The sequence below is a fragment of the Aurantibacter sp. genome, from assembly GCF_039941195.1.
GTDB lineage: Bacteria > Bacteroidota > Bacteroidia > Flavobacteriales > Flavobacteriaceae > Aurantibacter_A.
Genome location: NZ_JBDVFA010000029.1, coordinates 55,478 through 71,016 on the forward strand (window position 1 = coordinate 55,478; position 15,539 = coordinate 71,016).

10 protein-coding genes are annotated in these 15,539 nt (G+C 36.3%); 6 read left to right on the forward strand and 4 right to left on the reverse strand.

Going from position 1 to position 15,539, the window contains the following annotated elements; all coding sequences use genetic code 11:
* Positions 1 to 7 precede the first annotated feature (7 nt).
* The 6 genes from ABJF52_RS05670 (at position 8) to ABJF52_RS05695 (ending at position 7,794) form a co-directional block, all read left to right on the forward strand.
* Positions 8 to 1,945 (forward strand): sensor histidine kinase, encoded by a 1,938-nt coding sequence (locus tag ABJF52_RS05670; protein WP_348147557.1) that lies wholly within the window; start codon positions 8 to 10, stop codon positions 1,943 to 1,945.
* Complete coding sequence (locus tag ABJF52_RS05675; protein WP_348147560.1) at positions 1,942 to 2,580, forward strand: response regulator transcription factor; 639 nt, start codon at positions 1,942 to 1,944, stop codon at positions 2,578 to 2,580. Before ABJF52_RS05670 ends, ABJF52_RS05675 begins: the two co-directional genes overlap by 4 nt.
* Positions 2,581 to 2,825: 245 nt before the next feature.
* The gene (locus ABJF52_RS05680) at positions 2,826 to 3,530 is read left to right on the forward strand and encodes an acetyltransferase (RefSeq protein WP_348147563.1); all 705 of its coding nucleotides are present in this window, start codon (positions 2,826 to 2,828) and stop codon (positions 3,528 to 3,530) included.
* A gap of 19 nt (positions 3,531 to 3,549) precedes the next feature.
* The gene (locus tag ABJF52_RS05685) at positions 3,550 to 4,908 is read left to right on the forward strand and encodes a CoF synthetase (protein WP_348147566.1); all 1,359 of its coding nucleotides are present in this window, start codon (positions 3,550 to 3,552) and stop codon (positions 4,906 to 4,908) included.
* 4 nt (positions 4,909 to 4,912) lie between these two features.
* Positions 4,913 to 5,953 carry a sugar-transfer associated ATP-grasp domain-containing protein gene (locus ABJF52_RS05690; RefSeq protein ID WP_348147569.1) on the forward strand — a complete coding sequence of 347 codons (1,041 nt, stop codon included), beginning with the start codon at positions 4,913 to 4,915 and terminating at the stop codon, positions 5,951 to 5,953.
* Positions 5,954 to 6,165: 212 nt separating this feature from the next.
* Entirely contained in the window at positions 6,166 to 7,794 is a 1,629-nt protein-coding gene (locus ABJF52_RS05695; RefSeq protein WP_348147572.1) for a leucine-rich repeat domain-containing protein, read from the forward strand.
* A gap of 122 nt (positions 7,795 to 7,916) precedes the next feature.
* On the opposite strand, the gene ABJF52_RS05700 is transcribed toward ABJF52_RS05695, so the two are convergent.
* The 4 genes from ABJF52_RS05700 to ABJF52_RS05715 form a co-directional block, all read right to left on the reverse strand.
* Positions 7,917 to 10,046, reverse strand: coding sequence for a Tex family protein (locus ABJF52_RS05700; protein ID WP_348147575.1), 2,130 nt, complete (start codon positions 10,044 to 10,046; stop codon positions 7,917 to 7,919).
* Between the two features lie 19 nt (positions 10,047 to 10,065).
* Positions 10,066 to 12,138, reverse strand: a complete 2,073-nt coding sequence (gene metG, locus ABJF52_RS05705; protein ID WP_348147578.1) for a methionine--tRNA ligase — start codon at positions 12,136 to 12,138, stop codon at positions 10,066 to 10,068.
* Positions 12,139 to 12,334: 196 nt separating this feature from the next.
* Positions 12,335 to 14,050 carry a DUF1501 domain-containing protein gene (locus ABJF52_RS05710; protein WP_348147581.1) on the reverse strand — a complete coding sequence of 572 codons (1,716 nt, stop codon included), beginning with the start codon at positions 14,048 to 14,050 and terminating at the stop codon, positions 12,335 to 12,337.
* Positions 14,051 to 14,060: 10 nt separating this feature from the next.
* The coding region (locus tag ABJF52_RS05715) for a DUF1800 domain-containing protein (RefSeq protein WP_348147584.1) at positions 14,061 to 15,539 on the reverse strand (1,479 nt) is incomplete at its 5' end.

Consider the following 15,539-nt stretch of genomic DNA (forward strand, 5'->3'; position numbering starts at 1 on the left):
AGAACTTGTGAGAAATCAATACATATTTATACTTCTCTTTTTAGTGATTTCGGTTTCTGGCTTGGGGCAGACTAAGGAGATTGATAGTTTGAAAAGAGAGCTTTTAAAAACTTCCTTATCCGATACCACAGAAATTCGTTTATATATGAAGATAGCTAGAGCCTATCTTCACTATAATAATGATAGTCTCGGGAAATATTCTGATTTAACCTTCAAACTTTCCAAATCCTCAACCAAATATTATTTTGGACGGGCTAATAACGATAGAGGTATGTATTTTTTCGGTAATGACAAATTAGATTCTGCAAAATATTATTTTAAGAGCGCTATTGAGATTGGAGAAACAGAAAAGGATACACCCTTGTTAGTCAATGCTTATTCTAACTACGCAGCAACTTTAAGAGATAGGACTGAATTCGAAGAGAATGTAAAGTTAAACCTAAAGGTCATTGAATTATCAAAAAGTAATAAGCGTCAGATGGGCGTTACACAGTATAACCTTGCATCAACTTACTCAGTAGCTGGTTTTGATAGTCTTACAATCAAATATTTAAAATTAGCAACCGCAAATGCGGAGGAAAGTAATCACGACTTTCTTCTTGCTCAAACCCTACCAAACTTAGCTTTTTATGCTTTGGAAAATAATGAATTAGATGATATGAAAATGTATCTCGATAAGAGTTTGAAAATTTGTAAAAAGTTGAAATCACCAAGAGTATGGAGTACCTATTATATGAACGTAGGACATTATTATAATAAACTAAAAGATTTCAGTAAAGCAGAAGAAGCATATATCAAGGCCTTAAATGAATCTAAGCGAGCGAATTATGGCTATAACATAATGTATTCGTATATGGCATTAGGGGTGCATTTTGTTTTGGCTCAAAAGCCCAAAAAAGCTATTGAAAATTTTAAAGAATTTGAAAAGATGTATAATAAGAATTCAGTTCCAAGCATTGGAGTTGATGCGTATGAATACTGGGCTAAGGCTGAAAATATGACTGGAAATTTTCAAAATTCTAACAAATACTTGGAAAAGTACGTTAAGATAAATGATTCTTTAAACTCCGAAAAGAATAAAACTTCTATTGCAAACGCTGAAACAAAATACCAAACCGAAAAAAAAGACAAAGAAATTGCAGAACAGCAATTGGAATTAGCCGACCAACAATTAGCTATTCAAGAAAGCAAATCAAAAACCAGAACGATGAGCATACTTGTCGTTTCCCTGTTATTGGGTTCTATATTATTATGGTTCTCTTTCCGGCAGCGCCAAAAACGCATGCAGCAGCAGTTGGTGACCATCGAAAAAGAACAAGAAGTCAGAACCTTAGAATCCCTCATGGAGGGCGAAGAAAAAGAACGTTTGCGAATTGCAAAAGAATTGCATGATGGTGTCAATGGCGATCTTGCAGCCATCAAATTTAAATTGACCTCATTACTAGAAACCAATAACCAGGTCATCAATGAGGCGGTGGAAATGATTGATACCAGTAGTGAGCAAGTGCGGGCTATTTCACATAATTTGGTACCACCATCTTTGAGAGATTTTAATTTGCTTAAAGCTGTGGAATCGTATTGTGAAAACATGAACGCTATTCACGAGCCTGAAATTATTTTTCAACATCTGGGCGACGAAATTGTATTGAAAAAAAAGCAAGAGGCAAATCTTTTCCGAATTGTTCAAGAATTAGTCACCAATAGTATCAAACATGCCGAAGCGAAAGAAATTCATGTACAATTAAGTAATGTTGAAAACAACTTGCAGTTGACCGTTGAGGATGATGGAAAAGGCTTTGATGTGGCGAATGTAAAAAGTGACGGTATTGGTATGCAGAATGTAAAATCTAGAGTTGAATACCTCAACGGATTAATGGATGTTAAATCCGACGGAAAGGGAACTTCTATTACGATAACTATTAGTGATAAACTAGATAACGCATGATTAAAGTAGCTATTACAGACGACCATTTGTTGGTTATGCAAGGTATAGAATCTATGCTTCAGTTCGAGTCTTCCATAAAGATTACGGGTAAATATTCATCCGCAGAAAAAACCTTGGAGGCGCTTTCTGAGGAGCAACCTGATGTGCTGTTATTAGACATTAACCTTCCTGATATCAATGGTATTGATTTGTGCAAACAGTTGCTTGGTTTGTACCCTGAATTAAAAATAATTGCGCTCAGTTCTCATGATGACACGAACTTTGTAAAGCGTATTTTAAAAAATGGTGCGAGCGGCTATCTGCTAAAAAATACCAGTAAAGAAGAATTGTTAGAGGCTTTCGAAACGGTACTTTCAGATGGGCAATATTTGCAACCAAATATTCAACAAAAATTATTGAACCAATCTTTGGGTACGCAAAAACGAAATACGCTCAAACCCAAATTAACAAGAAGAGAAAAAGAAGTTCTTGCTGCCATCTGCGAAGAAATGACCACTCAAGAAATAGCCGAACAACTTTTTATAAGCCCCAAAACCGTGGAAACCCATCGTATGAATTTAATTAGTAAGCTAGGTGCTAGAAATAGTGTTGGCCTGGTTAAGATTGCAATTGAGCAGGAATTGTTGAAAGATTAATCGTTTAATAACTACCACTGCCATTTCAAACCTTTCGGCTTCGCCCAAGATAAACGCGGTTTAGAAACTAGGAACACGACTAGGCGACTATTGCACTATATCTAAGATTAAAATTTACAAATTCAAACTTCGCACCTCTATTTCTCAGGGAAAACCCTGAGTTTTTTATTTCAGGGAATACCCCGAAGGTTTTCAACTCGTATCAGAATACTTTAGCAAGTATATATAACCAAAGTAATTCTAATATGAAAAATGTATTAATAGCAGGAGCATCAGGGCATGGGGCAATGGTTTTAGATAGTCTTATTAAGGAAGGTAGGTATAATGTAATTGGTTTTATTGATTCTTATAAAAGAAAAGGAAGGCTGCTTAACGGCTTAGAAGTTTTAGGTACTGAAAATGACCTTCCTTATCTCATGAATAAATACAACATATCCGGTATCATAGTGGCAATTGGCAATAATTGGTCTAGAAAAGGTATGATTGAAAAAATCATGAATATCGAGCCTAAATTAGAGATGATAACATCTATTCACCCCAGTGCAACCATTGGTCTAGGTGTTAAAATAGGTAAAGGATCTGTTATAATGCCAGGTGCATTTGTCAATGCGAATTCAATTATTGGTGATTTCTGCATTCTTAATACAAATTCATCACTCGGTCATGATGGCCAAATGAGTGATTTTTCTAGTATTTCATCAGGCGTCTGTACTGGGGGCAATCTTTTCCTTGGTAAATATTCAGCTATATCGCTGGGAGTAAATGTTATAGAGAATATCACAATTGGAGCGCACAGTCTTATCGGGGCAGGTTCATTGGTTATCAAAGATGTTTTGTCGAGTAGTGTGGTGTACGGTTCTCCAGCACGTTTCGTAAGGCAAAGAAACCCTTGTGACCCTTATTTGAATGGAGATAACAACCACCTTTCTATTTGTAAATTATCAATTTAGACAGTAACAAGCTTATATTATGAATAGAACAACCGAGCTTAAGAATGTCCGAAAAACTGCTACATTTCGAAATACTATTTTTTGGTTTTTTGATTGTTTAAAAGGGGCGAAGGTTCGTAAGCACTATACTGCTGTGCGCTTGATAAATAAGAATCACGAATCTAAATATTCGATAGAAAAGCGAAAAGAATATCTTTCTGCAATACTGCAGCATACATTGAAAACTGTACCATATTACAGGGCATTAGGGTTGAAAACTGTTTCTTTGGACTGTTTTCCTGTGATTAATAAGAACAGTATACGAAAGCATTCTAAATCTTTTTGCGCTGCCCAATATGTAGTAACCAAAACATACAAAACTACTACTAGTGGATCAACCGGTACACCTTTTACTGTTTTTCATGATAATAGCAAAAGAAGACGACATAAAGCGGATGTTCGGTTTTTTTGGGATACGATTTTTCATCCATGGGGAACTAAAATTTATTATTTAAAGCTTTGGAACGATAGAAATAAAAAGGGAAGACTAATTCAGAAAATACAGAATATGGTTCCTGTAGATGTACTCAAACTTGATGACTTAAAGATAGCGCAGCTATTGAGTGATATAAAAGCAGATAAAGCCCCTGTAAGTATATTGGCATACGCTTCAGCCCTCGATCAAATCGTAAAGTACCTAAGTCGAAACCAAACCGACCTATCGAAAATGGGTGTAATTTCGATAGTTGCTATGTCTGAATCACTCGATTCCAATACAAAAGAATATTTAGAGCACCATTTTGATTGTCCCGTAGTATCGCGTTATGCCAATTTAGAAAATGGATTACTTGCCCAGCAGACTGTATTTTGTGGCAATTATTTTCTATTGAATCTGGCAAGTTATCACATCGAGATATTAAAACTTAATGAAGACACTCCGGTCGAGCAAGGCGAAACAGGCCGAATAATAGTGACAGATTTCTTTAACCGCGCCATGCCTATGATTCGCTACGATACAGGAGATTTGGGTGTGCTGAGAAAATTTGAAAGGCAAGGTGTGGTTCAGTATGTGCTAAAAAAAGTAGAAGGTCGACGTATGGATGCGATTTATGATACGGAAGGTATGCCGATTTCATCGCTTCTTCTTTCTAATAGCATGTGGAAATACGATGAACTGAATCAATTTCAGTTTATACAAAAAGATAGGCATCGGTATGAATTTATACTGAATCCCATAGCAGATTTTTCAAGAGAGAAAGAACTTTTAGACGAATTCAAAGCTTGTTTGGGCAGCAATGCCATAATCAAAATAACCTACGTAGACGAGATACCACTGTTATCGTCGGGGAAACGGAAGAAGGTATTGAACCATATGAAGAAAAAACCGAAAACGGTATAAAGTAATGATTGTGCATTTTAACAAACCTGGTAGAATCAAGGTTTTTTTTAAAGATTCTAATAAGAAAAACTTTTTTAAGATATGTAAAGAGGTGTTAGTGCTTTGGGCCACTAAAAAGGAGGTGCCAATGTATTATTTTAAGCATTTGTATAGAAAAGATATTACAAATTATCGAGAATATATGGGCTCTAAGTTGGTACGCAGAATAAAAGCCAGTACCCGACTACACAAGCCAGAGTATACCTCTATCTTAAATAATAAACTGAATTTTTCGCTGTATTGTGAAAAAAATTCTATTCCCACACCAACACTTTTAGGCCATAATTTTGAGACAACATTTTTTTGTCAAAATAAGGTAAGTCACTTACGAACTCTTGACGAATTAATTCAATTCTATAGCTTGATATTTGATACTACAAATCTGCAAGCTATATTTTTTAGGCCTTTGGCTCTCTTAGGGGGCAAGGGATGTTTCAAATTGGATAAAAAGAACTATTGCGAGAAGTTGAAAGCTGAATTTAAAAACCTATTACAGGGAGATTATACCCATACCGAAGTCATAGCACAGCACCACGATATCAATCGTATCTATGCTAAATCAATAAATACACTTCGTATACTTACATACCTCAATAAAGACAAGGTTGAGGTCGTTACTTCTTTTATTCGTTTTGGTGCTGGTGGTAGTGTTGTTGATAATGGTTCTTCTGGCGGACTTTCGGTTGGTATAGTACAAGAGTCAGGTACGCTAAAATGCTTATCGTACGTAGATATGGAATTTGGTGGCGGGGAACTAGAACGGCACCCTGATACCGCATTTCTATTTGAAGGTTTTAAAATACCTTTTTTTAAAGAAGCTTGTGAGCTAGTTAAACAAGCCACAGAACATATTCCTAATGGTTTTATAGGTTGGGATGTAGCTATAACACCAACCGGACCGACAATTATTGAAGGAAATGAGAACCCCAGCCTTTTCGTGATGGACGTGCTTGATGGCGGACTTTTAAAAAACCCAAAAATGCTAAAAGTAATAGCTGCGATATGACATTACTATTTGCCCAAATACTCTCTGATGGGGTGTTAATACCTGTCTGTTGAATAAATTATTATTTAAAAGTACTCCTGACTACTCTTATTTACTAATCCTAAATACTTTTTCTCAGGGAAAACCCTGAGTTTTTTCTTTCAGGGAAAACCCTGAAGGTTTTAAACAGCTATGAAAATATCTTGCACAAATAATAATCAAAACTTTATGTTATGAAAAATAAAACAAAAATTACCATTTTATTACTCTTGATGATAGCAGTTGGGTGTAGTAAAAAAAATGATGACGCACCGATTATCGAAAGTGATGCCAAAGAATTATTAACTGTTTCTTTTAATTCTCAAGCCAATCCAGATGTTCAAGGTTCGGTTAATGGTACAGTATCGCAAGAAACAAAAACAGCAATAGTAATGGTGCCAATCGGTACGGTCTTGACCTCATTAACACCTACGCTAACCCTTTCTAATAAAGCGAGTTATAGTCCACAAGGTCCTCAAGATTTTACGAATAATGTAACATATACCATTACGGCAGAAAATGGTAGTACTGCCACTTATGTTATAAGTGTCAGCGAGATTCAGAGTTCAGAGAGTCAATTGCTTGGTTTTACCTTATTAAAAATCTCCAATGACATTAATGAAAATTTGGTGGGTACAGTTCATGATGATACGAAGAGCGTACGGTTGATTACTTCGGCAATGACCGATGTTACCCTTCTCTCCCCAACTTTGGAAGTGTCGGAAGGTGCAAGTTATACTCCAGAGGGCTTACAAGATTTTAGTGAACCTGTAACTTATACCGTCACCGCTGCCGATGGATCAACGACCGAGTATATGGTTAATATAAGAACCGAGCGCGATTTGTTGATTGCTATTAGTGAGGCCAACCCACAAAACACCTTGGAGTGGAATTATAACGAACAGGATATCGATGATTGGAACGACGTGGATTTAACAGAAGACGGTTATGTTGAATATTTACATTTGGATGAAAATCTATCGATTGTCCCTGATGAAATAGGTTATTTTAGAAAGCTTAAAGAACTCGATTTAGATGATAATGTTAATCTTACAGAATTACCTAAAACGATAGGGCTGTTGACAAATTTGAAATATATGGAATTAGACAACAATAAACTCAAAGAACTACCGCAAGAATTTGGTCAGTTAACTTCACTTGAGGATCTCGATTTAAATGAAAATTTGTTTACCGAATTTCCAGAAGCATTAATTCAATTGCCCAATTTAATCGATTTAGACATTAGTGATAATTTTTTAACGAAACTACCCTCCGAAATTAAACAGATGACAGCATTGAGAGAGTTAAAGCTATCTAACAATAAGTTCGAAGATTTTCCTGATGCAGTTTTTCAACTCGAAAATCTAGAAATATTAGATTACGAAGAAAACCAATTGAAAGTATTACCACAACAAATCGGTGCGTTAGAAAATTTAAAGATCCTAGATTTGTCAGACAATCTTTTGACCAAACTGCCTGCTGAACTTCAATTACTAGAAGGGTTACAATATTTATATCTGTCAAGAAATGATTTTGAGATTATTCCCGAGGTAGTTTTTTCACTAAGTTTATTAATTAAATTAACAATGAACGACAATTCAATAAGTAAAATCAGTTCTGATATTACCAGCTTGATTTTTCTCTTTGAACTTCAAATGAAAAATAATCTCATAAAAGAAATACCGGGCGAGCTTGATAGCATGCAAAACCTGCTTAATCTGTATATCACTGGAAATCAAATTGAAAAACTACCCGAAGAGTTATGTCCGCCTACCTATATTACCACTTTGATTAAAGATGATTCTACGGTATGTCCGAATTAAAAAATAGTTTTAACAAATGAAAAGTTGCGAAAAAAGCCCTCTCTCGAGGGCTTTTTATTTGTCGTTTTATAGTAAACATACAGATAGGTGTTGCGGATTAGACCACATGTGATCACTTGTTGTCAATTACTTTTATGCAATGCCAACTGAATACGTTTTCTAGGAATATCAATCGACAATACTTTTACAATTATTTGCTGATTGAGATGTACATGCTCGTTTACATCTTTTACAAAACTATCCGAAAGGTTTGAAACATGTATGAGTCCACTTTCTTTAATGCCGATATTAACAAAGCATCCAAAATTGGTAATGTTATTGACGATTCCCGGTAGTAATTGTCCATCTCTTAAATCGGAGATGCTGCGCACATTTTGGTCAAAGGTAAAAACTTTGGCTTTTTCACGACGGTCGAGACCAGGTTTTTCGAGTTCGTCAATAATGTCTTGTAGGGTAGGTAGGCCAACAGTGTCTGTACAATACTTTTTTAAGTCGATTTTTTCGAGCTGACTTTTGTTACCAATTAAATCAGAAATGGCTACTCCTTTGTCTTTGGCCATTTGTTTTACAACACTATAACTTTCTGGGTGTACCGAAGAATCGTCCAACGGATTTTTTCCATCTTTTATCCGGAGAAAACCAGCCCCTTGTTCAAAAGCTTTACCTCCTAATCGAGGAACTTTTTTTATAGTAGCTCTATCAGTGAATGCGCCATTTTCATTTCGATACGCAACAATATTTTCTGCTAGTTTTGGGCCTATGCCCGAAACATAACTTAGTAAAGGAACACTCGCAGTGTTGATATTCACTCCCACTGAATTTACACAACTTTCTACAACACCATCCAACGAAGTTTGTAATTTACTTTGGTCAACATCGTGTTGGTATTGACCTACACCAATTGATTTGGCGTCTATTTTTACTAACTCTGCCAAAGGGTCTGCCAATCGTCTTCCAATGGAAACCGAGCCACGAACCGTAACATCATAGTTCGGAAATTCGTCACGAGCTATTTTAGAGGCTGAATAGATAGAAGCTCCAGCTTCGCTTACTACAAAAACCTCTGGGGGATTCTTAAAATGAATACGTTTTACTAAGTGTTCCGTTTCTCTTGAAGCAGTGCCATTACCAATGGCTATTGCTTCAATTTTATAAGCATCACACAAAGAGCTTATTTTCTTCATGGCTTCAGTGCCTTTGTTCTGTGGCGCATGCGGATAAATAGTTTCGTTATGTCTTAACTCACCTTGCGCACTTAGGCAAACAACTTTACAGCCTGTTCTAAAGCCAGGGTCTATTGCTAAAATTCTCTTTTCACCTAATGGTGCGCCCAAAAGTAGTTGTTTTAGATTTTTTGAAAACACTGAAATGGCTTCGTCGTCAGCTTTTTCTTTTGCTAATTTTAGTGTTTCATTAGATAGTGAGGGGATAAGTAAGCGTTTGTAGGCATCTTCCAGCGCTAATTGTACATGAGATGTACAAGAATTATTAGATTTAATAATACGGTCTGCTATTTTAGATAAAATATACGCATCGTCAATCTCAATCTTCACGCGAATAAAACCTTCATTTTCAGCTCGTAAAATAGCTAATAATCGATGTGAAGGGCAACGTTTTAAAGCTTCGCTCCAATCGAAATAATCTCTAAATTTTTGCGCTTTCTCATCGTCTTTTTTTGTGCTGATTACTTTAGTAGTAAGCATAGCAGTCCGTTCCAGTTGATTTCGAATTTGATTTCGAATAGAAATACGTTCGTTCAGCCATTCAGCTATAATGTGTCTCGCTCCTTCTAGTGCTTCGTCTTCATTTTTTACATGCTCATTTAAATACTGAGGGGCAACAAAATCAATCTCTGCATAATTTTTCGCCATTATGATTTTGGCTAACGGTTCTAATCCGTTTTTGCGTGCGGTTTCGGCTTTAGTTTTTCGTTTTTTCTTGAAGGGGAGGTAAAGATCTTCAAGTGTAATTAAATCTTCTGTTGCCTTAATTTTTAAACGAAGTTCATCGGTTAATGCATCTTGTTCTTCAATGGCTTTCAAGACAGCTACTTTTCTTTTCTCGAGGGCTTCAAATAGCGTTTTAAATTGAACAATTGCTCCAATTTGTACTTCATCCAATCCTTCTGTTGCTTCTTTTCTATAGCGAGATATAAAAGGTAGGGTACAGTCTTGGTTTAATAAATCGACTGTGTTTTTAATGCCTTTTTCGGGGAGTAGGGTGTGTTTAGCGACGTAGGAGATGAGGTTCATAAAATTCTATTGGAATTTGCTAACTTATTCCTTCACCGTTACTAACGCCATCTTCATCAGGGTTAACGAAAATCAATTTTCCTTCTGCGTTTTCAGTCATTAAAATCATGCCTTCGCTTTCTACACCACGTAATGCTCGTGGGGCAAGGTTGATTAAAACAGTAACTTTTTTACCAACAATTTCTTCTGGAGTAAAGCTCTCCGCTATACCTGAAACAATGGTGCGGGTATCGAGACCTGTGTCAACTTTTAAGACAAGTAATTTTTTGGCTTTTGCCATTTTTTCGGCTTCAACTATTGTTCCAACGCGCATATCTAGTTTTGTAAAATCATCGAAAGTAATAGTGTCTTTTTGAGCCATAAGTTCTTTGTTTGCGTTTTCATTGGCCTTTTTGGTAGCCTCTAATTTATCTAATTGGGCTTGAATTTCTTTGTCTTCAATTTTTCTAAAAAGTAATTCCCCTTTATTAATTTGATGATTTGATGGAAGTAATATATCGTTTGTAGTAATATCCGTCCAGGTAAGCGACCCCTCAACTGTACTTGGAGAGATGTTAAGGATGTTTTTCAATTTCCTGGAGGTAAACGGTAAAAACGGTTCGCTTAACACTGATAGTGCGGTTGCGATTTGCAGCGCTACGAACATAATTGTTTTTGTTCGATCTTCATCTTCTTTAATAACTTTCCAAGGTTCTTCGTCAGCTAGATATTTATTACCTAAACGAGCAAGATTCATTAACTCTTGGCTAGCTTCTCTAAATCGGTACCGCTCTAAAGAGGTTGAAATAATATTAGGGTATTTCCGAAGTTGCTCTAATGTTTCAGTATCAATATTTGACAAATTCCCTGAGCTTGGTACTTGTCCTTCATAGTATTTGTTGGTCAAGACCACAACACGATTAATAAAGTTGCCAAAAATAGCAACTAGTTCACTGTTGTTTCTTGTTTGAAAATCTTTCCAAGTAAAATCGTTGTCTTTAGATTCAGGAGCATTTGCAGTTAATGTGTAGCGTAAAACATCTTGCATATCTGGAAAATCTACCAAATACTCATGAAGCCAAACCGCCCAATTTTTTGAAGTCGACAGCTTGTTTCCTTCAAGGTTTAAAAATTCGTTTGCGGGAACATTTTCTGGTAAGATATAATCACCATGGGCTTTAAGGATGGCAGGGAAGATAATACAGTGGAAAACAATATTATCCTTACCTATAAAATGTACAAGTTTTGAATCTTCTGATTTCCAGTAAGGTTCCCAATCTTTACCTTCGCGTTCGGCCCATTCTTTTGAGGAGGAAATATAACCTATAGGTGCATCAAACCAAACGTATAAAACTTTGCCTTCACCCCCTGCAATAGGTACTGGAATTCCCCAATCTAAATCTCTAGTTACTGCTCTTGGTTCTAAGCCGCCATCAATCCAGCTTTTACATTGGCCATATACATTTGGTTTCCAGTCATTTTTATGACCTTCTAATATCCATTTTTTTAGAAAATCTTCGTATCGATTTAAAGGGAGAAACCAGTGTTTTGTTTCTTTAGTTGTGGGTACAGTACCGGTAATGGTCGATTTCGGATTTATTAAGTCTGTTGCGTTGAGCGATGATCCACAATTTTCACATTGATCACCGTAGGCTTCTTCATGGCCGCATTTTGGGCAAGTTCCTACTACAAATCTATCGGCCAAAAATTGTTGCGCTTCTTCATCGTAAAGTTGCGCTGTGGTTTCTTCAATAAAATCCCCTTGGTCATAAAGCTTTTGAAAAAAATCAGAAGCAGTTTTATGGTGAATAGGTAATGATGTTCTTGAATAGTTGTCGAAAGTTATTCCGAATTCATTAAAAGAATTTTTAATAATGCCGTGATACTTATCGATAATTTCTTGAGGAGAAACACCTTCTTTTTTAGCTTTCATTGGTATGGCTGCGCCATGTTCATCACTGCCGCAAACAAAAAGTACGTCTTTACCAGTTAACCTTAAATAGCGAGCATAAATATCGGCGGGCACGTAAACACCAGCTAAATGACCAATATGTATAGGGCCATTAGTGTAGGGTAAGGCGGCCGTAATTGTGTACCTAGAAAATTCAGACATCATAATTCAATTAGCCTGCAAAAATAAGTTTTTTAACGTTGCAAGACTTCAGGTAAATAGTTGGATTTCTATGAATATCTATAAAGTGAAGTTTTAGATTATAGTTTTCAGAAAAATAAATACCTTTTAAATAGCAAAGCCTCCATGAAACTTTTAGAAAGTTGCTGAAGGCTATGCGCGTTGTGGGGACGAAAAGCTAGGCTACCATAACAGATTTACTCATTTTATGGTTTTGTACATTAATTCTGTAAATATATTTTCCACTAGCTAATTGCTCGGCCATATTTTCTCTGATGTTAATTTCTCTTGAACCTTCAAACATCATTTCATTAAATACAGTTCCCATATTCTGTCCTAGAATATTATACAATTGTATATCTACATGAGCGCTAAATGGCATCTCTAGGTAAATATGCGGTGCATTATTTGTAGGGTAAAATGGTTTATGAACTATAGTTTCTAATAAACTTGGATCGTAAGGAGTAGGATTTTCTGGTTCACCATTTTCACTTTCTGCTGTAGGTATCGTTGGCTCACCATCGCTATAAGCAATTTCAGGAAAATCGACTCCACTACAGTTAAAGCCTAAGTTTACAGGAGCGTATGGATGGTCTAATAAATGTTCCTCAACCAATGGAACAGGAATACATAACCATTCTGCCATTACTGTTGCATATAGGTCTCTAAAGTCCATAGTGTATTCTAGATTTCCACGCCCATCGGGATCATCCAAAGTAGGATGTTCTCCGACAAATGCACTTCCGTTAAGTCCAGATCCAAAAAATAAGGTAGGTGCTGCTTTACCATGGTCAGTACCATTGGACCCATTTTCGAAAATACGTCTACCAAATTCTGAGAAAGTCATACTTAAAACTTTGTCATCTTGTTGTGTAAAGGCTAAATCGTCATAAAAATTGTCAATAGCTATCGATAGGTAAGACATTAATCTTTCGTGAGCTAATGGCTGATTGCCATGTGTATCAAATCCTCCCAAAGTAATCATATATACTTTTGTTCCAAGATTACCTTTTATTAAACGAGCTAATAACGCTAATTGGCGAGCGAAATAGTTGTCTTGGTATTCCACTTGATTCTGACCTCGTTCATATGCTTCGTGAATGGTACCTGAATATTCATAGGTTACGTTTGCAACACCTCTTAAGAATTCCAATTGGTCGCCATACATACAATCATCAAAAAGACTCGGGTCTAGATTATATTGCAAACCTGTCTCCGCAATTTCTTCCAATTGATCAATGTTTGAAGCAACAAATGCATAGTTTGTTTCTTCACCTTGGAAAACTAAACTTCCAAAATTTCCTATCTGAACTGCTGCTGGAGCAACTGGAGGGTTCATTAAATAATCTGGGTAAATATTTTCAAAATGTCTCCCCATCCAACCTGTGTTTAAACCGGAGAATCCGGTAGAGGTTAAGTCTGTATTTGCAAAAATATCGGAACCTGTAAAGTGTGAAAGACTTTGACTTTCATATCCAACGCCATGTACTGCCTTAAATTGACCTTCGCCCCACATTGGTTCCAAAGATTTCATATAAGTAGGTACACCAAATTCATCAGTTAATTTCAGGATTTTACTTTCTGGAATATAAATGTTGGGTCTAGCATTAGCATAAGCATCATATTGTTCAATTGGTAGAACAGTACTTAACCCATCATTACCACCCGAAAGACGAATAAGAATTAAAATTTTGTCAGTTTCAGCCTGTGCAATAGCTTGCGTAAGCGGTGATGGTGCAGATGCGGTTAGCATATTGCTGCCGAGCATCATAGAGCCAGAACCTGCAATTCCTAATGCCTGTAAGAATGAACGTCTGCTCCAAGTTTTGTGTTCTAAATCATGACCTTCGTGTTGAAGACCTTTATATGGTGTATTATCGTGGGTATCGCACATAATTGTAGGTTTATTTTAATTGGAATTCAGGTTGTCTAATTAAATGTAGTAGAAGGAGGTATACTTGTGAATCTGCATTCTGTAGCATCATACTCCATGATCCATTTTGATAAACCATATCGCTTTCATAAGGTTCTCTAAATACATCAAACGCTGCACTGTAATCTGGGGTTTCAGTTAGAAGCCCTTTTGGGGTAATTTTATCAATAATGGCACGCGCTACTTCATCTGGATCGTTTGTAGTTGCGCCATTTGGACCTGCTGCAGCAATACCAAAAGTTCTAAATTGCTCCTGGTTGCTTTGCCAAAAATTTTGAATAAACATCTCAAAAGTTAGCCAACGACCAATCATGAAATTGGTGTTAATCCATGAACGATTACGTTGCCAACCAGCTACATCAAAAGGATCAAATAATTCCTGACTTAATAAGGTTGATGCACTCATTAAGCTATTTAAAGTGCCATCATCATAAGCGAAATTAGTTTCATTTATGAAGTTTAAGTACATATCGTATGGACTCTTTATAATCACTCCAATGGCGTCGTCATCAAAAAAGTGTTCACTTTTAAAAAGTTGCGCAAGCACAGGAGCTATTTCAAAGTTGTTTGCTATAAAGGTGGCTGACAAGCCTTGAATTATGGTTTCTGCATTTCCGGCATCATCTTGTGAATCTGGATGTACGAAAAACTCATATAATTTTTTACAGATAAACCAACCAATTTCATTTGGTCGTTGTTCAAATAAAATATCAATTACATCGTCGTAACCCCAATTACCAGTTTGTCCAAGGATTGTCTTAGATCCTGCATCGTGTTTTTCTAAGTCAAATGTAACAGCTTCACAACCTAGCTCACCACGCTCAACATAGCCTGTTAATGCCCTTGCTGTTTCAATAATATCTTGCTCTGTGTAGTTATTGCCTTCTCCTAAAGTGAATAGTTCGTATAATTCTCTACCGTAGTTTTCATTTGGATTATTCCCATTGTTATACACGCCATCTAAATAATAAAGCATGGCACTTGTTAAGCCCATTTCACTGATAAAGGTTTTAAAATTCCCCAGTGCATTTCGCTGTAGACAATTAACATAATGGTATAAAAAACTATTACAATTGTATACACTTAATTGAGTAACGAGATGATTACTCCAAAAGAAGCTCATTCTATCCGCTAGATTGTTTTCTATAAGTGATCTTGTATACGCAAGACCAAGTTCTTCTTGCTGAGAGTTTTTTAAGGCGTTTCTGGCGTCATCATCTTCCGGATAATTGCTATTATTCCAATCTGCCCATGTAGGAGCAGGAATTGGGTTTGAATTGATAGCTTCATTGATTAAATTGTCTACTAAAGCTGTCGCGGTTTGTCCAACAGCTGCGTTTATGGTATCGACAGAAGCACTAAAACCAAGACGTCTATAAAGGTGTTCCGCTTTATTTTTATCCAAAGGAATGGCATAAGCGTTTAAGCCTGAAGTATTACAATTAATGAA

Bases quoted from the DNA above. Each gene is read 5' to 3' on its own strand.
- ABJF52_RS05700 (WP_348147575.1), bottom strand. From the start codon at position 10,046: ATGAACCTCATCTCCTACGTCGCTAAACACACCCTACTCCCCGAAAAA.
- ABJF52_RS05710 (WP_348147581.1), bottom strand. From the start codon at position 14,050: ATGTGCGATACCCACGATAATACACCATATAAAGGTCTTCAACACGAA.
- ABJF52_RS05690 (WP_348147569.1), top strand. From the start codon at position 4,913: ATGATTGTGCATTTTAACAAACCTGGTAGAATCAAGGTTTTTTTTAAA.
- ABJF52_RS05695 (WP_348147572.1), top strand. From the start codon at position 6,166: ATGAAAAATAAAACAAAAATTACCATTTTATTACTCTTGATGATAGCA.
- ABJF52_RS05675 (WP_348147560.1), top strand. From the start codon at position 1,942: ATGATTAAAGTAGCTATTACAGACGACCATTTGTTGGTTATGCAAGGT.
- ABJF52_RS05685 (WP_348147566.1), top strand. From the start codon at position 3,550: ATGAATAGAACAACCGAGCTTAAGAATGTCCGAAAAACTGCTACATTT.
- ABJF52_RS05680 (WP_348147563.1), top strand. From the start codon at position 2,826: ATGAAAAATGTATTAATAGCAGGAGCATCAGGGCATGGGGCAATGGTT.
- metG (WP_348147578.1), bottom strand. From the start codon at position 12,138: ATGTCTGAATTTTCTAGGTACACAATTACGGCCGCCTTACCCTACACT.